This is a genomic window from Lysinibacillus sp. NPDC056959, assembly GCF_042674095.1.
Classification (GTDB): Bacteria; Bacillota; Bacilli; order Bacillales_A; family Planococcaceae; genus Lysinibacillus; species Lysinibacillus zambalensis.
Map to the genome: position 1 here is coordinate 38,506 of NZ_JBHURE010000003.1, position 22,456 is coordinate 60,961.

The 22,456-nt window shown below is 37.0% G+C and carries 21 protein-coding genes; 11 read left to right on the forward strand and 10 right to left on the reverse strand.

The annotated features are described in order from the left end of the window. Positions 1-133: 133 nt before the first annotated feature. The 4 genes from ACFTQ7_RS04455 to ACFTQ7_RS04470 all read right to left on the reverse strand — a co-directional run bounded on the left by ACFTQ7_RS04455 (position 134) and on the right by ACFTQ7_RS04470 (position 5,992). Positions 134-2,338 (reverse strand): peptidoglycan D,D-transpeptidase FtsI family protein, encoded by a 2,205-nt coding sequence (locus ACFTQ7_RS04455; protein ID WP_386827517.1) that lies wholly within the window; start codon positions 2,336-2,338, stop codon positions 134-136. A 378-nt stretch (positions 2,339-2,716) separates the two neighbouring features. Next, positions 2,717-3,322 (reverse strand): superoxide dismutase, encoded by a 606-nt coding sequence (locus ACFTQ7_RS04460; protein WP_349660335.1) that lies wholly within the window; start codon positions 3,320-3,322, stop codon positions 2,717-2,719. 176 nt (positions 3,323-3,498) lie between these two features. Continuing rightward, positions 3,499-3,978: a DUF456 domain-containing protein gene (locus tag ACFTQ7_RS04465; protein ID WP_386827518.1), complete on the reverse strand. Its 480-nt coding sequence runs from the start codon at positions 3,976-3,978 to the stop codon at positions 3,499-3,501. A 382-nt stretch (positions 3,979-4,360) separates the two neighbouring features. Then, complete coding sequence (locus tag ACFTQ7_RS04470; protein WP_349660337.1) at positions 4,361-5,992, reverse strand: Na/Pi cotransporter family protein; 1,632 nt, start codon at positions 5,990-5,992, stop codon at positions 4,361-4,363. A 451-nt stretch (positions 5,993-6,443) separates the two neighbouring features. Here ACFTQ7_RS04470 and ACFTQ7_RS04475 point away from each other — a divergent pair, with 451 nt between their 5' ends. From ACFTQ7_RS04475 to ACFTQ7_RS04490, 4 genes are all read left to right on the forward strand, one after another. Then, positions 6,444-6,962 carry a DUF1189 family protein gene (locus ACFTQ7_RS04475; RefSeq protein WP_349660338.1) on the forward strand — a complete coding sequence of 173 codons (519 nt, stop codon included), beginning with the start codon at positions 6,444-6,446 and terminating at the stop codon, positions 6,960-6,962. Positions 6,963-7,014: 52 nt separating this feature from the next. After that, the gene (locus tag ACFTQ7_RS04480) at positions 7,015-7,359 is read left to right on the forward strand and encodes a hypothetical protein (RefSeq protein ID WP_349660339.1); all 345 of its coding nucleotides are present in this window, start codon (positions 7,015-7,017) and stop codon (positions 7,357-7,359) included. 95 nt (positions 7,360-7,454) lie between these two features. Next, on the forward strand, positions 7,455-8,570 hold the full coding sequence (gene ispG / locus ACFTQ7_RS04485) for a flavodoxin-dependent (E)-4-hydroxy-3-methylbut-2-enyl-diphosphate synthase (RefSeq protein ID WP_349660340.1): 1,116 nt from the start codon (positions 7,455-7,457) through the stop codon (positions 8,568-8,570). A gap of 12 nt (positions 8,571-8,582) precedes the next feature. Beyond that, the gene (locus ACFTQ7_RS04490; RefSeq protein WP_349660341.1) at positions 8,583-9,155 is read left to right on the forward strand and encodes a 5' nucleotidase, NT5C type; all 573 of its coding nucleotides are present in this window, start codon (positions 8,583-8,585) and stop codon (positions 9,153-9,155) included. Positions 9,156-9,500: 345 nt separating this feature from the next. Here the strand turns inward: ACFTQ7_RS04490 and ACFTQ7_RS04495 are convergent, their stop codons facing one another. Further along, positions 9,501-9,629 carry a hypothetical protein gene (locus ACFTQ7_RS04495; RefSeq protein ID WP_276207774.1) on the reverse strand — a complete coding sequence of 43 codons (129 nt, stop codon included), beginning with the start codon at positions 9,627-9,629 and terminating at the stop codon, positions 9,501-9,503. Positions 9,630-9,827: 198 nt separating this feature from the next. Between ACFTQ7_RS04495 and ACFTQ7_RS04500 the strand changes: the two genes are divergently transcribed. The 6 genes from ACFTQ7_RS04500 (at position 9,828) to ACFTQ7_RS04525 (ending at position 15,425) form a co-directional block, all read left to right on the forward strand. After that, positions 9,828-10,322 (forward strand): hypothetical protein, encoded by a 495-nt coding sequence (locus ACFTQ7_RS04500; RefSeq protein WP_386827745.1) that lies wholly within the window; start codon positions 9,828-9,830, stop codon positions 10,320-10,322. A 981-nt stretch (positions 10,323-11,303) separates the two neighbouring features. Beyond that, a complete protein-coding gene (locus ACFTQ7_RS04505; protein ID WP_386827746.1) occupies positions 11,304-11,687 on the forward strand; it encodes a MerR family transcriptional regulator in 384 nt (127 codons plus the stop codon). 32 nt (positions 11,688-11,719) lie between these two features. After that, positions 11,720-13,048, forward strand: coding sequence for a hemolysin family protein (locus ACFTQ7_RS04510; RefSeq protein ID WP_386827519.1), 1,329 nt, complete (start codon positions 11,720-11,722; stop codon positions 13,046-13,048). Positions 13,049-13,215: 167 nt separating this feature from the next. Then, on the forward strand, positions 13,216-13,620 hold the full coding sequence (locus tag ACFTQ7_RS04515; protein ID WP_349660343.1) for a hypothetical protein: 405 nt from the start codon (positions 13,216-13,218) through the stop codon (positions 13,618-13,620). Positions 13,621-13,790: 170 nt separating this feature from the next. After that, positions 13,791-14,240: a helix-turn-helix transcriptional regulator gene (locus ACFTQ7_RS04520; RefSeq protein ID WP_386827520.1), complete on the forward strand. Its 450-nt coding sequence runs from the start codon at positions 13,791-13,793 to the stop codon at positions 14,238-14,240. A gap of 456 nt (positions 14,241-14,696) precedes the next feature. Then, positions 14,697-15,425 (forward strand): metallophosphoesterase, encoded by a 729-nt coding sequence (locus ACFTQ7_RS04525; protein ID WP_386827521.1) that lies wholly within the window; start codon positions 14,697-14,699, stop codon positions 15,423-15,425. Between the two features lie 34 nt (positions 15,426-15,459). Here ACFTQ7_RS04525 and cyoE read toward each other — a convergent pair whose 3' ends face one another. Further along, complete coding sequence (gene cyoE, locus ACFTQ7_RS04530; protein ID WP_386827522.1) at positions 15,460-16,410, reverse strand: heme o synthase; 951 nt, start codon at positions 16,408-16,410, stop codon at positions 15,460-15,462. 231 nt (positions 16,411-16,641) lie between these two features. Beyond that, positions 16,642-16,899, reverse strand: a complete 258-nt coding sequence (locus ACFTQ7_RS04535) for a hypothetical protein (RefSeq protein WP_386827523.1) — start codon at positions 16,897-16,899, stop codon at positions 16,642-16,644. Positions 16,900-17,140: 241 nt separating this feature from the next. On the opposite strand from ACFTQ7_RS04535, the gene proC reads away from it, so the two are divergent. Beyond that, a complete protein-coding gene (proC, locus tag ACFTQ7_RS04540) occupies positions 17,141-17,941 on the forward strand; it encodes a pyrroline-5-carboxylate reductase (protein WP_386827524.1) in 801 nt (266 codons plus the stop codon). Positions 17,942-18,450: 509 nt separating this feature from the next. Here proC and ACFTQ7_RS04545 read toward each other — a convergent pair. The 3 genes from ACFTQ7_RS04545 to ACFTQ7_RS04555 all read right to left on the reverse strand — a co-directional run bounded on the left by ACFTQ7_RS04545 (position 18,451) and on the right by ACFTQ7_RS04555 (position 22,181). Beyond that, on the reverse strand, positions 18,451-19,104 hold the full coding sequence (locus ACFTQ7_RS04545; RefSeq protein ID WP_197143428.1) for an alpha/beta hydrolase: 654 nt from the start codon (positions 19,102-19,104) through the stop codon (positions 18,451-18,453). A gap of 236 nt (positions 19,105-19,340) precedes the next feature. Next, complete coding sequence (locus ACFTQ7_RS04550; RefSeq protein ID WP_386827525.1) at positions 19,341-19,895, reverse strand: hypothetical protein; 555 nt, start codon at positions 19,893-19,895, stop codon at positions 19,341-19,343. A gap of 81 nt (positions 19,896-19,976) precedes the next feature. Beyond that, entirely contained in the window at positions 19,977-22,181 is a 2,205-nt protein-coding gene (locus tag ACFTQ7_RS04555; RefSeq protein WP_386827526.1) for a bifunctional diguanylate cyclase/phosphodiesterase, read from the reverse strand. Positions 22,182-22,456: the final 275 nt, after the last annotated feature.

Sequence of the window (22,456 nt, forward strand, 5' to 3'; positions counted from 1 at the left end):
TCCATTGAAGAATAAATAAACCACGGTATGAAAGTTATGATTTTTTCATACCGTGGTTTTTTCACGGGTATTCAATAATACTCTGAAACTGTAAAAAAACCGCTAGGCATTGAAATGCACTAGCGGTTTTCTCTTATTTTTGCTCGTCTTCACCAATTTTATCTTGTGTAATAGCTGGTAAAATTGGTTGTTTTACATTACTCTCTGTCACTTTTTCAGTGTTATATTTTGCTTTTAACTCATAATATTTATCTACAGCTCTTCTTGCAATCTCATTATTAGCCGAAAAAGGCTGTCTAGGGTTTGTTGATGCCCAAGGAATAACTACAGCATAGGCAATTTCAGGATCTTCATAAGGGGCAAAGCCTACATGCGTATAAGTAAGTGAATACTGACCCCAATACTGTCGTAAATCCCCGTAATACATTACTTCAGCTGTTCCTGTTTTTCCTGCAGCTGTATATGGTGCATTTGCAAAATGTCTTTTTGCTGTACCATTTGCGCCAGTATAAACACGACGTAACCCCTGTTTTACATAGTTAATTTCATCTGATGAATTATTAATCTGATTTAAAATTGTTGGTCCTATTTCTGTTACTAATTGGCCTAGCGATTGCCCATCAGTTGATGGTTCACGTATCTCCTTCACAACATGTGGCTGAATGCGATAGCCACCATTTGCAATTGTCGAGATATACTGTGCCAATTGTAACGGTGTATACGTATCATACTGTCCAATAGCTAAGTCGAGTGCTTTACCCCCATAGGTTGGACCAGTCGGACCTTGTACCCCACTAACTTCATTTGGTAAATCAATTCCTGTTTTTACACCTAACCCGAATTGTGCATAAGAATTACGCATTTTTGGGAATGTATCGTCATTTAAACGAAGTGGCATCCCATAGCTATATGGTGTTCCGTTAATAAGTAAAGCTGTTTTAAACATATAAACGTTTGAAGATTGCTCTAGAGCCCTTAAACCATCCATTGAAATATAGCCGGACTGATTAAAAACTGATTTTTTTGGTTTAGTACCAGCTAACGTGATTGGTTCATCTCCTAATATAGTACTTGGTGTTATTACTCCTTGGCTATAACCAGTTAGCAATGTTGCTGCCTTAACTGCAGAACCTGCCTCATAAGCTGTTGTAAAGGTTCCATACGAATAATCAACGACTTCATTCTTGCCTGTTTCAGGATTTTTTTCGATTTTTTTACCATTCATTGATATAACATCGCCTGTATTTGGGTCCATCATAACTAAAAAGGCACGATCCAGTAAAGCTGAAGCTCCTTGTGATTTTACTTTAAGCAATTCTTCCTCAACAATTTTGTCAAGTTCAGCTGTTAACTCGCTATCCAGTGTTAAGACTAAATCTTTACCAGGTTTACCTTCATAAGTCGTAACGGTATCGACTACTTGCCCTTTTTTATTCGTAATATTTTTAACAACGGTTTTTTGTCCTTGCAGTAAATCTTCATATTGCGCTTCAATATAACTTTCACCAACACGGTCATTTCGTGAATAATCTCGAGCTAAATAATAATGCAGCTTTTCTTTCGGAATCCCTTTTGCTGGTACGGTTGTGCGTCCTAAAATAGCGAGTGATGATAATTTCAAACGCTTCCAGTCCGTTGTTGTGTTAACACCTGGTAATTCAGTTAAACGCTCAGAGACAATTGCAAATTCACTATCTGATACATTTTCACTCTTAATAATTTGCGGTGATAAATTGTAGCCTGATACCATCTCTCGGAAAATTGCTAATACTTCCATATCCTTGTCTGTCAGTTGTAATAATTCTTCGTTTGTAATTCGTTCACGAACAAGTTTATCTATCTCTCCATTGATTTGACTTGTCGAAATATTTTCTTGGGCTCTAATTTTCTTTTCTTCTGCATCTGTTACTTTTTCATAGGCAGCGTCATGATTTTTAATAATCCAAAAATCCTGCTTATCACGTAAAGTGACACGGTTTATAGGCTGCTCAATCAATTGTGCCAGCTTTTCCGCTATTTCCAGCATTTCTTCAGTTGTTGTCGTCGGCATTTTCGTATACGTAATAGCATTTTCTGGTTGGTTATCCACTAAAATACGTCCGTATCGATCATACATACGTCCCCTTGGCACACTTGTATTAACAGGTACCTCTTCTTTACGCTCTAATTCGCGTACATAATCTTCCCCTTTTACAATCTGCATATAGCCAAGCCTAAAAATTAGCAACGAAAATACGATAAATATAGCAAAGAAAAGGACATTCATACGAAATGTTAAATTAGAGTGATGTTTTGCTTTAACATTCGTCGCGCGGTTTTTTCCCGGTGCTTTGCGCATATGTATTCCCCTCCTCATCTAATTACAATTTAAATACACGATACTTAGTATACCATTCGAAGGTACGTCAGGAAAGCATGTACTTGTGAATTTATGTTTGAAAACATCATTTATTTGACGGCATTTTAAGATGAAAAGTTTCTGTTTTTTATTGATTACTTGAAAAATGTTTTTACATAAATTATTGGAAGGGTGAGGCACAATATAAAACTTCTTCAAACAGTTCGGTGGAACGCCCCTTTCAATTAACCGACTGACTGCCAATTTTTTAGCGAGCGTATGGGAACATCCCCAACCAGTATAGAACCTAAAAAACAGCAAAAAAGGCTATGTCTCGGTGATACAACACCGAGGCATAGCCTTCTAACTAAATAGAGATTATTTTGCAGCTTGGAATTTAGCTTCTACTACATCCCAGTTTACTACGTTCCAGAATGCGCCGATGTAATCTGGACGACGGTTTTGGTAGTTTAAGTAGTAAGCATGCTCCCAAACGTCTAAACCTAGGACTGGCTTTTTACCTTCCATAACTGGAGAGTCTTGGTTTGGAGTAGATGTAACAGCAACTGAGTCACCATCAACGATTAACCAAGCCCAACCTGAACCGAAGCGAGTTGTAGCAGCTTTTGCAAACTCTTCTTTGAATGCATCGAAAGAACCGAATTTAGCATCGATTGCTTTTGCTACTTCGCCAACTGGAGTGTTTGAACCGCCTGGAGCGATTACTTCCCAGAATAATGTATGGTTAGCATGTCCGCCACCATTGTTACGAACAGCAGTTTGTTTGTCAGCTGGAAGAGCATCCATGTTTGCGATAAGTTCGTTAATGTCTTTTTCAGCAAATTCAGTGCCTTCTACTGCTGCGTTTAAGTTTGTTACATAAGTATTGTGGTGTTTTGAATGGTGAATTTCCATTGTTTTTGCATCGATATGTGGTTCTAATGCGTCATAAGCGTAAGTTAATTGTGGTAATACATAAGCCATTGTTAAGTTCCTCCTAAAGTAAAGAAATAATTAATACATTCTTAGATTATCAAAATTGGTCAAACCATTCAACGAAAAATACTTCAAATTAAAGATTTCAGCCTTTTGACTGAAAAGCCAATACGATTACTATCCTAACCTGTTTCTTTAATTGTTAAACGTCTTAGGGAAGAAAATCATATCGCTATAAAGAACACAACAATCATGACGATTTGAATCACAGCTTTTGCAAGTGTCGATGTTAAGAAGCCAACGAGAGAGCCAACACCGCTTTTTACAGCCTCTCCAAATGTACGACGCTCTACCATTAACTCTGCAATTACCGCTCCTAAAAATGGACCTACTATTATTCCTAGAACCGGAATGACGAACGGGCCAATCAATAAACCAATAGTACTGCCCCACATACCTGCAGTGGAGCCACCGAATTTCTTAATACCAAAGGCATTTGCTACAGAATCAGCAACAAATAATATGACAACAAAAATAATTTCACTCGCCCAGAACAACCAGCTTAACTCTGCAAATGAAAAAAATAATCCATATACTAAAAAACCACCAAGTAAAAAAAGCACCCCTGGAATGATCGGGTATACCAATCCAACAAATGAAATGATAAAGCAGGCAATCACTAATATCCAGCCTACAACTTCCATAAAAAACCTCCCCTTTTGTCGTGCATCCAGTTAGATAATTAGAAGTCCTGATTTTCTCTATGCGCGATAGAGTTGGGCTGTTTCCTCGTAACTAATAAAGGCATAGATAGCTCATTCTCAACAAAGAAATCCTCAAATTTCTATTTAACCTGCCGGATTGCGCAGTGCCTTTCATACGGATTTACTAAGCTGAAGGTTTCATTTATCTTCATTCAGCAGATGTATTTGTATCGTAAGTGCAACGTCAGTTACAAATGTTTTTGTAGCGAAAGTAATGTGGCAGCTACATATGATTCCCACCTATAGATGCGGATATGGGTCCTTTTCAGTGGGTGTCCAAACACCTACTGAAATAGAGGAATTACGCCAGAGCGAAATTGATCTAATTTCTAATTCCTAAAATAGAGTCAGCTATATTTACAGCATGATCTCCTATTCGCTCTAAATTGCTAACGATATCCGTATAGACGATTCCCGCAGCTCCATTACACTCATTTGTATTTAAGCGTGCAATATGCTTTTGTCTAAGCTTATCTTCCATATCATCTATCAAACTTTCGAGCTCTGTTACTTCCTGCGCCAAGCTCAAACTAGCTGTATCCAGTGCCGCAATGCTCTTTCGTACAGCTTCAATCGCTAAGCTAAACATCCCTATTAAATCTTGTCGTGCTGACTTACTTAAAGTTACCTCATGATGATCTTTATATTGTAAAAGCTCTAAAATATTTTCAAAATGATCGCCAATACGCTCAATGTCCCGTACATTTGTTAGAAGTGTATGGTGTCTTACTGAGTCTGCGCGAGAAAGTGGCTGCTTAGACACCATTACTAAATAATTTGTAATTTCCTTGTCTAAATGATTGAGCGCTACTTCTAGTTGTAAAACTGTAGGAATATAAGTAGCCTCACCTGTTTTCATATATAAAAATGTTTCTTCTAAACCACGAAGCGCGTGCTCCCCCATACGTAGTACTTCCTCCTTCGCTTGCCCAAGTGCAATCGCTGGAGAGGAATCGATGAATGACGGATCTAAATGTTTCGTTGTCACATCAATATTGCCATCACGCCCAGGCACTATCTTCGTGACAAGTGCAGCCAATCCTCCGATAAATGGCAGCTGGATCATCATATTAATAATGTTGAATGAGCCATGCGCTATCGCTATTTGCATTTTCGGCTCTAAATGGAATAGCCCACTAATCCATAGAACGTACTGCATAAAAGGTGTAAAGAACAACATGAAAATGATTGTACCTATAATATTAAATAACACATGTGCCGCTGCCGCACGTTTAGCATATATAGAAGCACCTATTGAAGCTAATACTGCTGTAACGGTCGTGCCTATATTTTCACCAAATAAAATAGGTAGAGCACTATCTAAGCCAATTAAATGCTCAGCGTATAAGCCCTGTAGCACACCAACAGTCGCTGTTGAGCTTTGAACAAGCAATGTAAAAATTGCGCCTAGAAAAATCCCTACAACGGGCAGATTGCTTAGCTGAAGCGTTAATGATTTAAAATCAGCTAATTGATGTAGTGACTGCATGCTTGCACTCATTAACTCTAATCCTAAAAATAATCCCCCGAAGCCAAATAATATTTGTCCGATATACTGAAAGGTGGCTTTCTTAAAGAAAAATAACATCCCTGCACCAATCGCTAATAACGGATAAAAATAAATGCCGATATTTATACCAATAATAAATGCGGTAATTGTCGTGCCTATATTAGCTCCCATAATGACACCGATTGCTTGTCGTAATGTTAAAAACCCTGCACTCACTAGCCCAACCGTAATCACCGTCGTTGCAGAGCTCGACTGGATACAAATCGTTACAACTATACCCACTAACACGCCCATTAGAGGATTTGTTGTAAATCGATTCAACCATTCACGCAGTCGATCATCTGCCGATTTTTGGAGCCCATCCCCCATGAATTTAATGGAAAATAAAAAGACTCCTAAACCGCCTAAAAATTGAAATAGTATACTTTGCCAATCTATTGTCAATTGTATTCGCTCCAATTCCTACATCTCTACTACTCTATTCATAATCTTTAAATGATAATAAAGAAAAAGTAAAGATAACCTTTAACTTCTTTACACAATATTAACATTTCAATAAATCATCACCAAAACGTGTTGGTTGATTTCCGTTCCGACTGGGCGCTTTCCGCTGCCGCTTCGCTTTCGCTACAGAAAACATTTGTTGCTGCCGCTTCACTTTCGCTACAGAAAACATTTGTTGTTGCTGTCGCTACGCTTTCGCACAGAGCAAAGCTTCCTGGAGTCACCCAGTCAGAACGAAGATCAACTTATTTACATAGTATATGTTTTAACAAAAGTCATCCACAACTTTCGGTGATGAACCATTTCAATATCGTACTCTCAGTTATTATTTCTATTTTCATATCTTGTCAAAGTTGAACATGGTAAAATAGCGATTGGAGGAGATATGTTTATGAAACACTCACAACTATTTATCGATAGCTTAATTCATCCAAAAAAACTTGCTGCCTATCGTTTATTACCTATCGGGAAAGTCATTCAATATACTTTTCTGCTAATTACTGTTGTTACAGTATACTCTTTTGGTCGTTTTACGGCTGGTATGTCTGTTGATACATTTGATATGAATAGTTTAAATGGAATAACTGAATACATAGAAGATGTTAAATGGGTTTTATATCCCGTGACAATCATCATGCTTTTTGTTTTTACAACGATGCTTATTTTTGCACAAATTGCTCTCTACGCCTTTGCGGGTCTGCTGATTTTGAATGTCATGAAGCGTCGCGGAGAATACCGTCACATTTGGCGTACGACAACATTTGCTATGACTTGGGCAACTCTACTAAGTATGCTATCAGATTATCTACCAATCAACAGTACGATTATCTCTGCTTTTTCTGTACTTTTAACAGTAACTCTACTTATCGTAGCCATCACAAAATACCCAAAACAACCAATTACAAAATAATGTGCATGATTCCCCTCTCTGCTAAATATAGTGTAGAAAAGGAGGGGATTTTTTGCGTGCTTTAGTGTTAACCGCTATCATTATTATTTTTGCTTTTGTTATAAAAGTAGATTTAACTGAAGGATCATTACAACTTGCTGCCTTTTCTCAGAAAAAAACAGAAAACGCCCTGTGTGAGAAGGAGCGAGAGCCAAATTATATCACTGTACAGACTATTCAAGGCGATAGCATTCACAGTTTATTTGCACTACATCCTGCAAAAGTACCCATGACCTTTCCTGAACGTTTACAGCTTTTTTATGAATTGAATCCACACTTACAATTACAGGCTCCTGTTCCTGGTGAAAAAATTAAGCTTCCGCTATCATTTGAAATTGAAAATAAATGCGGAAAATGAAAAGTTAGCGTTTCTTCCTTGTCCTTATTTTCTTACACTGCTAAAATAAATGTCAGTGACGGTCGAAAGTATGGCCCGAAAAGGAGAGAAATTTAATGAGTGAAATTTGTCACCGTACAAATACACGTCCCGTACGTGTCGGTAACTTAACAATAGGTGGTAGTAATGAATTATTCATTCAAAGTATGTGTACAACAAAAACACATGATGTCGAAGCAACAGTAGCTGAAATTCTTCGTCTTGAGGAAGCTGGTTGTCAAATTGTTCGTGTCGCAGTACCAGATGAGCGTGCAGCTGATGCGATTGCAGATATTAAAAAACGTATCAATATTCCATTAGTAGCTGATATTCACTTTGACTATAAATTAGCATTAAAAGCAATTGAAAATGGTATCGATAAAGTTCGTATTAACCCAGGTAATATTGGGCGTAAGGAAAAAGTAGAGGCTGTTGTTAATGCGGCAAAAGCGAAAGGTATTCCTATCCGTATTGGGGTAAACGCTGGTTCATTAGAGCGTCATATTTTAGAAAAATACGGTTACCCTACTGCAGACGGTATGGTAGAATCTGCACTTCACCATATTAAAATTTTGGAAGACTTGGACTTCCACGACATTATCGTATCTATGAAGGCATCAGATGTAAATCTAGCAATTGAAGCCTATGAAAAAGCAGCTAAAGCCTTTGATTACCCTCTACACTTAGGTATTACTGAATCAGGTACATTATTTGCTGGTACAGTAAAATCAGCGGCTGGCCTTGGTGCAATTTTATCAAAAGGTATTGGTAATACATTACGTATTTCACTATCTGCAGACCCTGTTGAAGAAGTAAAAGTAGCACGTGAGCTATTAAAATCATTTGGTCTTGCTTCTAATATGGCAACCCTTATTTCTTGCCCAACATGTGGTCGTATCGAAATTGATTTAATTTCAATTGCCAATGAAGTAGAAGAATATATTTCTAAACTTAATGTACCGTTAAAAGTAGCTGTGCTTGGTTGTGCGGTAAACGGTCCTGGTGAAGCACGTGAAGCCGACATCGGTATTGCTGGTGCTCGTGGTGAAGGTTTACTATTTATGAAGGGTAAAACAGTTCGTAAAGTGCCTGAAGAAACAATGGTAGAAGAGTTGAAAAAAGAAATCGATAAATTAGCTGCTGAAATGGCAGAAAAACGCGCAGCTGAAGAAGCAGAAAAAGCGAACGCCTAAGGAGGTGCTAGCATGAAAAAGCCCCGCTTTGGGATTGATATCGATGGAACAGTAACATGTCCTAGTACACTAATCCCACATATCAATAAACAATATAAAGTTAACATTACGCTTGACGATGTGTGCGAATATGATTTTTTATCAGCATTTCCACATCCCGTTGATCGTGTAGCATTTAATACATGGTTTAAAGAAAATGAGCCGTTTATGTACGAAGTATCTGAAGCAGCTAAAGATGCAAAAGATATTTTAAACACATGGAAAGAAAACTACGAACTTTTTTACATTTCTGCTCGTGGTGAGAATGTATCAGATGTTACGGTAAATTGGTTTAAATCACAGTCTATACCATACGACCATATTGAGCTGATTGGCAGTCACGATAAGATTTCCGCAGCGAAAAAGTATGGCGTTGAGGCATTTTTTGAGGATAAGCATGATAATGCGGTTATGCTTGCAGAGGAATTAAAAATACCTGTCGTATTATTTGACACTCCATATAACCGCCTTGCTGTTCCGGACAATGTCGTACGCGTTTATAATTGGCAAGAAGCCAACCAATTCATCACAAACTATTTTAAATAAATCAATTATGCCTCGGCATAATTGCGTCCGGAATCGGCTTTGTGCTTAGGCCTGCACGAGGGCCGACACGATGTCGGTCATTTCGGTAATGCCACAGGACGTGGCGTTTTTACCGATGCAGGTCAATTAGCCGTTATCGCATGGATGCGATGATCTTAGGCTAACATCCTATATTAAACTCCTTTCCGATTTCCGTGACATCCGCCGGAGGCTTTAACTTCTTTCAGTGGATGTTTGAAAAGTAACGAATAATCGCATTCAACTCAACCACTATTGAAGTGGTAGACCTCTTCTGAAATAAGTTAAAAGGGTCGTGTTCTTGCATTGAACACGACTCTTCTTCTTTTATATCACAAGTATCCCCCGTAACCAACGCTCTACAAAATTTTCAAAGGTAATGCCATAATTTTCATAAACAGCATGATACACGAAATAAGTTCCTAATCTCTCAAGTAATTCATCATTAATCTTCATCACAAACCGCTCCCTTTCGTTGATTTATTCACCGAATTTTCAGATATCTAAACTTCCAATTTCTCGCACATTCTAGTGGAGGTTGCATCGTTGCAAAACCGTCACAATCTCCAGCTTTCATGCCCTTTTTTCATAGTTTTCTTTTCGTTACTATAGTAGTATCAACTTGCAATACTGGAGGGACTACATGTGAGATGGATGACAAAGGTAACTTGTATAACATGTCTTTGCGCGCTGCTAGCTGGATGTAGTGATCGATTATCTGATGTTAAAGAAGCGGTTTCAGGCATCAATTCAGCAGCCGAAACTGCAGCCAGTGCAGTTGGTCGTGATGTACATGCTATACGAGCAATTGCCATTGACTATAAAGATACATCCTTTACAGTTAATGACCTATTTAAAACTATTTTACGTGACGTGCGCTGGGATTATGACGCTGAAAAAAGTGAGCTTCATGTGAGAGGCACATGGTTGGCACCACTATTTTCTGAGCAACCATGGGATGACACAATGAAAAAACAACTAGCAGAAACAGGTGTAGTAAAGGTTACGTGCACTATTAAGAATGATAAAATTGATAGCGCTCGCACAAATGTAACACTTATTTTCAATGACAAAACAATTGTAGAAACGGCTGGTGAAGATGCACTTCAACACCTATATGATACATATTTACAAAAAGAAACTCCGTAGCTTTTAAGAAATAATTTTGTCTCTTCGGCAAAACGCGGGGTTGATTTCCGTTCCGACTGGGCGCTTTGTTGCTGCCGCTACGCTTTCGCACAGTTAAAAAATTTGTAGCTGCCGCTACGCTTTCGCACAGTTAAAAAATTTGTAGCTGCCGCTTTGCTTTCGCTACAGAAAACATTTGTTGTGCTGTCGCTACGCTTTCGCACAGAGCAGAGCTTTCTGGGGGCGTCCGATGAGCCACTTGGGCCAACAGATGTTTTTTGCGCGAAAGCGTAGTGCTAACGTAGCGACAGCGGCACTATGTTGGTCACGAAGGCGTTATCACAGGATGTGATGCTTTTAGCCTTCGTTCCTCTATTGCTGATCCCCAAGGAGTCGCCCAGTCTCCACTCCAATCAACTACTTTTACACAACATGTATCTTCAGGCATGTCACTTTAATTTATAGTGAAAACGAAACTTCAGTAAGAAGTTTTTGTGCCAGTAGATGTACAATTGAATCACTGTTATATGTTTATTCGGTTCGATTATAATAAATAGTCATAACGTTTACTTTTAAAATATATAAAATTTATATAAGTTCTCTGCTATTGTTGATTGGAGTGGTAGGCTACTCGACTCCCGTGGGAAAGCGAGACAGACGAGACCCTGCACGAAGCGAAGCGGAGGAAGCGGCTCGGCGCTCGCCCACAGGAAAGCGAGTAGCCTGGAACGGAAATCAACCCTCGCACTGCCGAAGTGCCGTATTTTGTATACCATGACTATTTCATTAACTTATTAGTTTTTCAAGAACATATAACTTTTCTAACAATTTAGTCGTTAGAAAAGTTTTTTTATGTTCATGATATTAATAATCCTCCCAATAAGAAATCTTACAATTTAGAAATATTCGGCTCTTCTATTTGAAAACGACGATACGAGCAAGTTATAATAAAGTATCACGTGATGGTTTGGAGGTGTTTATATTGGGACAGAGAAATTAAAAATTGGCGAGCTTGCAGAAAAAACTGGCATTACAAAAAGAACAATCGATTATTATACAAACATCGGCTTATTAAAGGCTGAACGTTCTGCATCCAATTATCGCTACTATGCCCCTACAATGATTGAACGACTTCACTATATTGAACAACGCAAACAGCAAGGTCTTTCACTCATAGAAATACAACATGAACTAAACATCACTCCGCACGAAGAAATCGATGTACAGATGCTACGTGTAAAAATGCAGGACTTAGAGCAGGATGTAACTACTCTACTTGAACAAATAAACAAACAAGACAATAAAGATATCGAAAAGATTAAAAAAAATGTTTCCCCCGAAAGTATTGCACTCATGCAATCTTTACTTTTACTTATTCATAATTAGGAGGTGACGTTCTGTTCATACAGAACGACTATTTGGAGACCATACTCAACTTATCGATTTTCACCATTTTATTAGCTTTAACTGGGTTTTTCGTGGCAACAGAGTTTGCCATTGTAAAAGTACGTGCCTCAAGGCTTGATCAATTGATTGCAGAGGGCAATAAAAAAGCCATTTCTGCAAAGTATGTTGTCAATCATTTAGACGAGTACTTATCTGCCTGTCAGCTTGGTATAACTGTAACAGCACTTGGTATCGGGATGGTCGGTGAAAAAACCTTTGAATTTATATTACATCCTCTTTTTGATTTGGTTGGTATTTCAGATAAATATATGACGATTTTTACAATCGGTAGTGCCTTTGCCATTGCAACATTTTTACATGTTGTTGTCGGGGAGTTGGCACCAAAAACTGCTGCCATTCAAAAGGCTGAAGCGATTACACTTCTTTTTGCCAAACCTATTATGATATTTTATAAAATGATGTATCCCTTTATTTGGTTCTTGAACGGCTCAGCACGAGTATTAGTTGGTATATTTGGTATGAAGCCTGCCTCTGAGCACGAGCTATCACATACAGAGGAAGAAATACGATTACTGCTATCTGAAAGCTTTAAAAATGGTGAAATCAATAAAACAGAGCTAAAATTTGTGAATAATGTCTTTGAATTTGATGAGCGTATTGCTCGTGAAATTATGGTTCCTCGAACAGAAATTGCTGGAATTGAAAAAAATGAATCTTTTACAAATATGATTCATTTCATCGCAGCTGAAAAATATACTCGTTACCCTATTTATGATGGTGATCGTGATAATATTTTAGGATTCATCAATGCCAAGGAGTTATTTACACACGGTTTGCTTGAGCAACTTACAGACGATTCATTAATCCTTGAGGATTTCATTAACCCTGTTATACGAGTAATTGAAACGATCCCTATTCAGGAGTTACTTGTGCGTATGCAAAAAGAGCGCATTCATATGGCCATTTTAATGGATGAATATGGCGGGACATCTGGGCTTGTAACAGTCGAGGATATTTTAGAAGAAATTGTAGGTGAGATTCGCGATGAGTTCGACGATGATGAAATTGCAGAAATCCGAAAAGTAAATGACAATCACTATATATTAAACGCAAAAATGCTTATTGAAGATGTTGAAAAACTATTAAAAGTAACGCTTGAAGCAGAAGAAGTTGAAACATTGGGCGGTTGGTTTTTAACAGTGAACAACGGCATTAAAGCAACTAAAAACATTGAATTAACCCCATATATATTTAGCGTATATGAGCAGCAAGGTCATCGTATTCATTACATCGAGGTTCGTCCCCTTAGCAATATTTTACCTACCGTATTAGAAGCGTAATACGGATAATACGATTTTATTAATAGTTTATATTAAATTTAGCTATAGAATTAACATTCAACAGGGCTTTTCTAGTTTTTCCAAATACTTTCGTCTCATACCATTATTAGGCATATCCATATATAATAAATATATGGATATGATTCTATTTTCAGGGGGCATTACATATGAAATTGTTTAAACTATATCATTCGGACGGTATTCATATTATTACCGACGTCAAAAAACACAAAACGAATATTGAATTAAAAACAATTACAGGTGAAGTATTATATATTATCGTAGTAACGGATGAAAACTACACGGTTTACGATGATCGTTTTGCTGGTGCTTCAAAGCAATTAAATTCTGTGGAGGCATTTGATATTGACGGAAACTTCCGTAGCCTAGATTTTGATAATATGCGTACACTCTTTAAAGAGGCATTTACGAAGCTATTACAAGAGATTGCAGAATGTGTCAATGATAATGATGAGTTAGTAGATATTGATACACTTCGTCATAAAGTAAGTGCTCAAATTAAAGGTATCCATTTCCGTGTTATTTCTGACACGAAAAAATACGAGATTTAAACACCTAACAGGCTGTCCAATGAATCGATGATGGGACAGTCTGTTTTTTTATGTTTCAATTGTTAATTAGGTAACGCTAATTTTTATCACAGTCACCAGCTAAACAAAACATCTCATACTACTTTCATGTATAATAGTATTAACTATCTGAAAGAAAGGGTGTTTTGGATTTGAATCGTGAACAATTAATCACACTTATTTCAGAAAAACTGAAATTAATCCGGACCGAAAGAGATTTAACACAGGATCAGATGAGCGATTTACTTGGACTTTCTAAAAAAACACTTGTTCAAATTGAAAAGGGCCGAATTCAAACTGGCTGGACTACAACGATTGCGGTTTGTGCATTATGCCGAGATAGCACGATTTTACAGCATGAGCTTGGCGGAGATCCACTTGAAGTTGTCGATTTAATCGCTAATAACGGAACCTTACAACCTAAGGAAAAAACAATGGGAGGATACATATGGTGGAAAAATCTTAGCGAGTATAATGGCTATTGCCTACAACAAAATGTCATTAGTCAGCATTTTCGAATTTTAAATACAGACAACTATCGACTACTTTCAACGTTCGACGAGTCAATAGCTAAGCAAGTATGGGAAAATCTTCAAGAATAATTAAATACTGTACTCGCGCATACATACCAAATACTCCTACGTTATGCGCGAGGAGTATAAAAAGTTTGCAAGAACAAGTGTAGTTGCTGCTATACTTGCGCTACTAACCTTCTCCATTCGCTCATTTTCTTCATTTGTATGTTCCTTTTGCATTTGTTGGATTATTTTCTTTACTAGCTTTCCCCTCACCTCTCACGCTTTTCATACAAAATAAAAGCACTAGAAAATGAACCGACTATAGCCAATACTCTCCCCTAGCTATTTTCCATCAAGATAGACGAATGAATAAGATAATGAATTCACTTCGTCATATGATAAAAGGTAACTAGAAAACAATCGTTTAAAGTGATATCTTTACAATCAATCTTTTGGTTGAAAGTTACATTAGTAGAATTTTACAACACCACTCTCTATACTTTATAGTAGCTTCTCTAATACTGGAAAGGATGCTTTTTTATGGATCGAATACTAGCAATTAGTGATATACATGGGGAATTAGAACTTTTTGAGGAATTATTATTGAAAGCTAATTACGATACTTTGCAAGATCGATTATTTTTACTTGGCGACTATATTGACCGAGGACCAGCATCTTGTGGCGTTTTAAACTTAGTGGCAGAATTACAGACAAAAGGTGCACGTGTTCTATTAGGAAATCATGAAGCCATCATGCTTAAAGCTTGTCGTTCTGGTCACCCTAAGCCGTGGAATCATTGGGTTGGACTTTGCGGTGGCGATGCAACACTTGCAAGCTATGGCTATCAATTAGAAGATTTTAAGGAAGCCATTGAAAACGATACATTACCTAGCTTTATTCAAACCTTACCAAAGCTCGAAGAACATTTACAACTTATCGAAACCTTTGATATTTACATCGAATTAGAGGATGCCATTTTTGTACATGGCGGTGTTGTACCTGGTGTAGCTATGGCAGATACAGATCCTATGGAGTTTTTATGGATACGTGAAGAATTTCATGCAGGTTATCAAGGGAGGAAAACGGTAATCTTTGGCCATACACCTACCTATAAACTTCACCAAAATCCAACAGATTACAATGTCTACTTTGGAGAAAATAATATAATTGGCATTGATGGTGGGGCTGTTTTTGGGGGGCAGTTACATGCATTAGAATGGCCAAGTCGTCAAATAATCTCGGTGGAAAAAGAAAAGCCAACAAGTTAGATTAACCTGTTGGCTTTTCTGCTAATTGAAAGCTTTAATATAATTTAAAAATAACACCTACTAAAGAGTAGACAATAACTGTTGTAAATAAAATTGTCATATGAATAAGTGAGAAAACAAACATTTTTGTTGCCCACTTTGTTTGATCTTTATTACTGCGATAACCGTAAATACTCATAACAAGCCATGCAATGCTTAACAATAGTGCAACAAGCATAATGCCAACACTTAAAGTGCCAAATAAGAAGCTTGATAAGATCAATAAAATTAAATAAAAGTTCGTTTGATAATAAGTACGGCGCATCCCTTTTGCAACTGGAAGCATTGGAACGTTGGCTGCTTCGTAATCAGCATGCTTACGAATAGCAATGGCATAGAAGTGTGGCATCTGCCAAATGACCATAACTAAAAATAGGCCAAGTATCGCAGGATGTGTAATATCATAAGAAACAGCCGTCCAGCCAATGTACGGTGGAATCGCCCCTCCTATACTCCCAACTTCCGTGTTATAAATCGTATGTCGTTTGGTCCACATTGTATAAGGTACTACATATAAAAACACCCCTAAGAGACCAAATGCTGCAGCTAGTGGTGAAGCAAGTGCCAACACAGATGCCCCGATAATGAGCATCGCAAAAGCTAAAATTAACGCTGATTTAGCTGACATTTCACCTGTTACAGTTGGTCGACTTTGCGTACGAGGCATTACAGCATCGATGTCGCGATCATACACATTATTAAATGCTCCAGCGGCACCAATAACAAGTGCAGAGCCAATTGTCGCGAAAATAATTTCAGGTATATTTTCTACAAAAGTCATTTTGTTTTTGTACATACCTAGCGTTAATCCAGCCCACATAGGAATTAAATTGGATTTAATGATTCCTGTTTTCACTGTCTGCGCTAAAATAGTAGAGCGTGTGGACTTCTCCATTGACTTCTTGGAAGACTGTAGTTTAGGCTCCGTTTTTAGATTTTGTTCCATTCATCTTAATTCCTTTTCTCTCTTAATTTCTCACGCTTTACCATTAGAAAGCGACAAATTATTAAAACAATTATACCTCGGCCTATTTGCTCCAGAGGCTTTAAGCCAATTGATGTTAGGTCAATTAGGCGTTTTCAAAGGATCTGAAGTTCTTAGCCTAAGTTCCTCTATTCCAGCGGATGCCTAGACACCCTTCACAAAGTAACTTAAAACCACATTCATCTCACCCACCTATAGCGGTAGTAGATTTTTAGCAGGTGCTTTGCTTATGTTACCCAAAACATTTGTAACTGCCGTTTCACTTTCGTTACCTAAAACACATGTAACTGCCGTTTCACTTTCGTTACCTAAAACACATGTAACTGCCGCTTCACTTTCGTTACCTAAAACACATGTAACTGCCGTTTCACTTTCGTTACCTAAAACACATGTAACTGCCGCTTCACTTTCGTTACGAAAGATATGTGCTGAAAAAAGTAAACATATCAAAATATTATTCTACCTCTTCTAGATAAAGTCTGTCTCAATGTTCACATAAAGTACATGATTTTCTTTACTCTTTTTATTTTCATATAGAGATATACGTTCATTCACAGCATCTTCTATGATACCACCGACTGACATGAATTTGAACCTAATTGACTTGATTCTTAGCATATTACTATTCAAGTAAAACAATCTACTCTATACTAAGGTGTATGTTTTAACAATATGAAGGAGTGTCTAACACGTGAAATACGGATTTATCGGCCTTGGAAATATGACTACAGCTATTATTAAAGGAATGTGTAAAAGCGGTGATTTTGATCCTACTTTTATTTATGGCTATAATCGTACAAAAGCAAAAACAACAAAATTAACAACCTCTTACGGTATTCAAGCCGCAAGCTCTATTGAAGATATTATGTCAAAATGTGACGTTATTATCCTCGGTGTCAAACCCCAAATGTTACCAGATGTTTTACCAGAGGTGAAAAAGCATTTACAAGATAACCACGTAATTGTTTCCATCGCTGCTGGTAAAAATATAACATATTTACAAGGTTACCTATCTGAAGTTACCCCTATTGTTCGTGTAATGCCAAATATTAATGCGCTTATCGGTGCCTCTACAAGCTGTTTTACAGCGAGTGAACAAGTGTCAAATGTGCAACTTCAGCTTGTCAATTCCCTATTTGAAACAGTTGGTACAATTATCGAGGTGCCTGAAAACTTATTTTCAATATTTACAACGATTGGTGGTGCTTCACCCGCATTCACCTATATGTATATTGACGCTTTAGCACGTGCTGCTGTACGTGAAGGGATGCCAAAAGACATGGCGCTTGATATTGCGGCAAATGCAGTCCTCGGCAGTGCGAAAATGATTTTACAATCACAAGAACACCCTTGGGCACTTGTAGATCAAGTATGCTCTCCAGGTGGGACTACTATCCAAGGTGTATCTTCATTACAAAGCAATCATTTTGAAACAACGATTCACGATGCAGTAACGGCCGTGACTAACAAAGATCGAAGCTTATCAAAATAATATTGATTGATACACTAAAAAATAAAACGAAACCGAGACATCCTTAAATGTCTCGGTTTTCATTTTGTTGAAAAACTAATTCTATCAATGGAATTAAGGGTAATTTTAATTAAAGTATAGCTCTTCGGCAAAGCAAGGGGTTGATTTCCGTTCCTCTATTGCTGATCCCCAAGGAGTCGCTCAGTCTCCACTCCAATCAACCACTTCACGTAACATGAACTTACTGTCATGTAACTATAATTTATATAAATCGAAACTTTAACATCATCGTTTTGTCTGCATAAAAGCGAAGCGTCAGCAACAAATTGTTTTCTGTGCGAAAGCGAAGCGTCAGCAACAAATTGTTTTCTGTGCGAAAGCGAAGCGTCAGCAACAAATTGTTTTCTGTGCGAAAGCGAAGCGTCAGCAACAACAACATAAGCTTTGGAACGGCTCAACATAACCCCATAAGAGAATGGCCTTGAACGGAAATCAACTCATTTAAAGGATTTCCTTGACTATTTTGTTTGTCATTGAATATTATCTTGTAATTCCTGTGCTAAAAATGCAGTTAGATCACGTAAATTTTCTGGTGTAACACCGTGACCATCTGGATATTGTTTAAATGTCACAGTAGCACCAAATTGCTCAAACTTTTCTTTACTTTCTACGCCCCATTGTGACGGGATGACATAATCATAATCACCGTGAGAAATAAATGCATGTAAATGATTGACTGGGCGAATTGCATATTCCTCTGTAACGAATTTTGGCGTGTAGCCACTTAATGCTACTATTCCTGTAATTAAATTCCCCATTGCAAAAGCAAGTGACTGTGCCAAAACTGCCCCTTGACTGAATCCAAGTACGTACACTTTGTGTGGATCAATTTGATATTCAGCAATAGCCTCTAGAACAAATTGTTGTAGAGCCACTAAAACTTTATCGAAAACTTCGCGGTCTGGTTTACCAACCTCCTGGATTGTGAAAAAAGCATAGCCAGGTTTTTGCGTAATAGGGCCACGTAAGCTAAATACATGGCATTGCTCTTTAAAGTCCTGTACTAATTGTGGTAAATCGTCTTCATTACTACCCATTCCATGTAATAAAAAAATCGCTGGATATTTTTTATTTGGGTCCATATTCGTTGGTTGTGTATGTTTAAATGTAAACGGTGTATTCATTTTAAAATTCCTTTCAGGTGAACTTAGTGTCACCTTATTATACTGCATAATATATCTAGACAAAAACAGGATTGCTCCGTTATCATAAATAGCTTTTTCTATAGACTCATCACCATAACGATAGAATGATGTCTGTCCGATCAGGCGCTTTCCTAAGGAATACGGTAAGCTGCTTGAGATACGAAGCTATTATGTACAAAAACTCAATAAAAGCACATGATGGTCACGAATGCGTTTTAAAGTTTTACTTTATTAATAATCCCATCAGTGTGATAAGCAATATAGCCGTTAATTATGCGAATTGTTTCTTGTGGATCTGCGTTATATAGCACTTTTGATTGCTCTGGTGTTGAGACAAGTACTGTTAGTAAATCTACACGCATGGAATGTCCTGCAGAGCTATACGCATAATCGTAAACAATATCTTCCTCTGTCATATTTTCTGTCACATACTGCTTATGAAACAATTCCTTTGCGGCATCCATTTGTTCCGCGACCTGCTGACGAATACGCATTTGATGCATCAATAGCTCTTCCTCAAGTACCGTGGTCTTTAACCACTCTTTCTTTTCGAGCATCTTCAAAAATTCTTTTTCCCAAACTTGCTCAATTTCTGTAAAATACAGCATATTCATCATTAACATATCCCAAAAATCAACTTGAGATTGTGCTGATTTACGCTGCATTTCTATTGCCGCTTTAAAGTGCTCTTCAACCTTCGTAATATTCATGTTGCGCACTAAATGATTACATACATTTTCAATAAATTTATTTGCTGTTTCTTGTGCCATCAAAAAACCCGTCCTTTATATCTACAAATCAATTCCTCCCTATCATACCATGATTGTAGAATATAAAGAAACGGTTAACGTTTAAGTCTGCAATGTATGCTCACCTTGTACTTTAGACGCAGAAATTGAATCTAAAATATACTTTGCATCATCGTGAAGCGTTTGGTAGTTCTCCTGTAATGTTCTTGGAGATACAGGTTTACTAAATAAGAAGCCCTGTATAGTATCACACTGGCTTGCTACTAGATATGATAGCTGTTCTATCTCTTCTATTCCTTCTGCGACTACCTTTAACTGTAGATGCTTGGCCATAGAGAGAATCATGTCAACTAATGCTTTATCGGTAGAGTTCGATTGTATTTTCTGAACGAAAGACCTGTCAATTTTTAAGCAATCTATAGGGAAATCCTTTAAATAAGATAATGATGAATAGCCTGTCCCAAAATCATCTACCGCGATCGTAACCCCAAGTGCCTTCAATTTGTGTAAGATCGTCGTCATATGATCGATATTGATCGTCATACTTTCTGTTATTTCGAGTTGCAAATATTTGGGCTCTAATTGTGTTTTCTCAAGAACATTATGAATTATTTCAACTAAATTTTGCTGAAAAAGTTGACCTAACGACAGATTGACCGCTACTTTAATCGGTGGCAATCCAGCTGCTTCCCACCTCTTTACTTGTTGACAGGCTGTTTCTAGTACCCACTGTCCAATAGGAATAATTAATCCCGATTCCTCTGCAATTGGAATAAATACTCCTGGCGAAATCCACCCCTTCTTTGGATGCTGCCATCTAACTAAAGCCTCTACCGACTTAATTTGACCCGTACGTAAATCAAGTTGCGGTTGATATTCTAAAAAAAGCTCTTGATTTGCTAAAGCATCATGTAAATCATTTTCTAATATAAGACGTTCAGTCGTTTCTTTAGAAATCGAAGACTCATAAAATCGTATACGAGTTGGCATCTTCTGCGCTTCATGCATAGCATAAAGTGCAAATCTAATAAGCTCCTCTTCTTTATAAGAATCTGTTGGAAATAAAGCGATACCAATATTTAATTGACTATTTAAAGAAAAATGTTGAATTTGGAATGATTCTTCCATGACAACTTGAAGTTGTTGACTAAGCTGCGTCAATTGATGGGTATTGCTCACCTCATCAATATACACGACGAAATAGTCTTCTCTCAGCATGCATAGTAAATACTTCTCCGGTAAAACATTTTTCAATCTTTGCGCGATTAAGCCTATCATTTGGTCTGCATATGTACTACCTAAAGACGCTTTAATCGCAGATATTCTTTCTATACCGATCGCAAGTATTGCCTTTTGTGATTTAGATATGTATAAATCTTTTTTTAAAGTTTCCATTAAAAAACGTTCATTTGGCAAATTTGTAATCTCATTATGGTAAGCCATGAAATGCATTTTTTCACGAGATTTTTCTAAATGCTCTTGTGTATCAACTAACTGCTGAAAAGGTTTTTCGATCGATGAAAAATAAATTGCTCTAAATAAAAGATAAGATGCACCTAACTCAAAAATATGTCCAATGAAGTTTTTAATATCATAAACATCTTGATAAATTGTATAAAGAAAATCGCTCATTATTAAATAAATCGAACTACCAAATAATAAAAATACGATTTTAGGTGCTTTTTTAAAACTTTTAAGCAACAGGACCATAACCACTAAATGTATCGCTACAGCTATATATTGCAAAGTATTTTTTAAAACAGTAGGACCTTCACTTTCTATTAAAAGTGGTGGCAATATAGGCGTTGGGGCATAGATGACGACAAAACAACCAGTGATTATTAGAAACGGCAAGCTATAAATAAACCAACGATAAATTGTTTTTATTTCTCTCTCCTTTATAAAAATAATGATGAGAAAACCAATCGATAATAGTAATCGACAAAACATGTAAAACCATGTTGATGCATACGGCGTACTTTCAGTAATGAAAAATGGCATTCCTTTATAGGAAAGTGCGTGAGCCATTTCTAATAAGCTAATTGTTAAAAATAATGCCCCAACATAGAGGACTCTATTTGATAAAATATAAGGTGTAATTAACCATGTCTGAATTGAAATAGACATTGTCACTACAGTAATAAGCATTTCCATCATTAAATGAATCGTTACATAATTGTTCTCTGCAAATATCCAATAAAATTTATCACTGCCCAAAACAATTACAATTAATAAAATCAGTGATAATAGGATGAATTGAATGCCCTGCTTCACAAATGAAAAATCCTCATTATATTTCCACATCATAACTCCCTTCTTAAGCTCTAAATAATTTCCTCCATCTACTGTTTCATTTGATGGTTTTAGGATAATTATACTATAAAATTATTATGAATCATCTACTTTTTAACCAAAATAAGAATAAAAATTCAGGACTAAATCATAAAATAAAGTGAAATTTTAATCAGCAAAAAGGGTTCTTCATCCTACACTGATTATTAATCTTTACTAATTGGGCTTTTTTCGAAAAGTATCGCTACAAAAAACATGTGCTGAATAAAGATAAAAAAGATGCCTCATCT

Coding starts and splice junctions, on each gene's coding strand:
- ACFTQ7_RS04455 (WP_386827517.1), bottom strand. CDS start 2,338: ATGCGCAAAGCACCGGGAAAAAACCGCGCGACGAATGTTAAAGCAAAA.
- ACFTQ7_RS04460 (WP_349660335.1), bottom strand. CDS start 3,322: ATGGCTTATGTATTACCACAATTAACTTACGCTTATGACGCATTAGAA.
- ACFTQ7_RS04465 (WP_386827518.1), bottom strand. CDS start 3,978: ATGGAAGTTGTAGGCTGGATATTAGTGATTGCCTGCTTTATCATTTCA.
- ACFTQ7_RS04475 (WP_349660338.1), top strand. CDS start 6,444: ATGAAACACTCACAACTATTTATCGATAGCTTAATTCATCCAAAAAAA.
- ispG (WP_349660340.1), top strand. CDS start 7,455: ATGAGTGAAATTTGTCACCGTACAAATACACGTCCCGTACGTGTCGGT.
- ACFTQ7_RS04490 (WP_349660341.1), top strand. CDS start 8,583: ATGAAAAAGCCCCGCTTTGGGATTGATATCGATGGAACAGTAACATGT.
- ACFTQ7_RS04495 (WP_276207774.1), bottom strand. CDS start 9,629: ATGAAGATTAATGATGAATTACTTGAGAGATTAGGAACTTATTTCGTG.
- ACFTQ7_RS04500 (WP_386827745.1), top strand. CDS start 9,828: ATGACAAAGGTAACTTGTATAACATGTCTTTGCGCGCTGCTAGCTGGA.
- ACFTQ7_RS04515 (WP_349660343.1), top strand. CDS start 13,216: ATGAAATTGTTTAAACTATATCATTCGGACGGTATTCATATTATTACC.
- ACFTQ7_RS04525 (WP_386827521.1), top strand. CDS start 14,697: ATGGATCGAATACTAGCAATTAGTGATATACATGGGGAATTAGAACTT.
- cyoE (WP_386827522.1), bottom strand. CDS start 16,410: ATGGAACAAAATCTAAAAACGGAGCCTAAACTACAGTCTTCCAAGAAG.
- ACFTQ7_RS04545 (WP_197143428.1), bottom strand. CDS start 19,104: ATGAATACACCGTTTACATTTAAACATACACAACCAACGAATATGGAC.
- ACFTQ7_RS04550 (WP_386827525.1), bottom strand. CDS start 19,895: ATGGCACAAGAAACAGCAAATAAATTTATTGAAAATGTATGTAATCAT.
- ACFTQ7_RS04555 (WP_386827526.1), bottom strand. CDS start 22,181: ATGATGTGGAAATATAATGAGGATTTTTCATTTGTGAAGCAGGGCATT.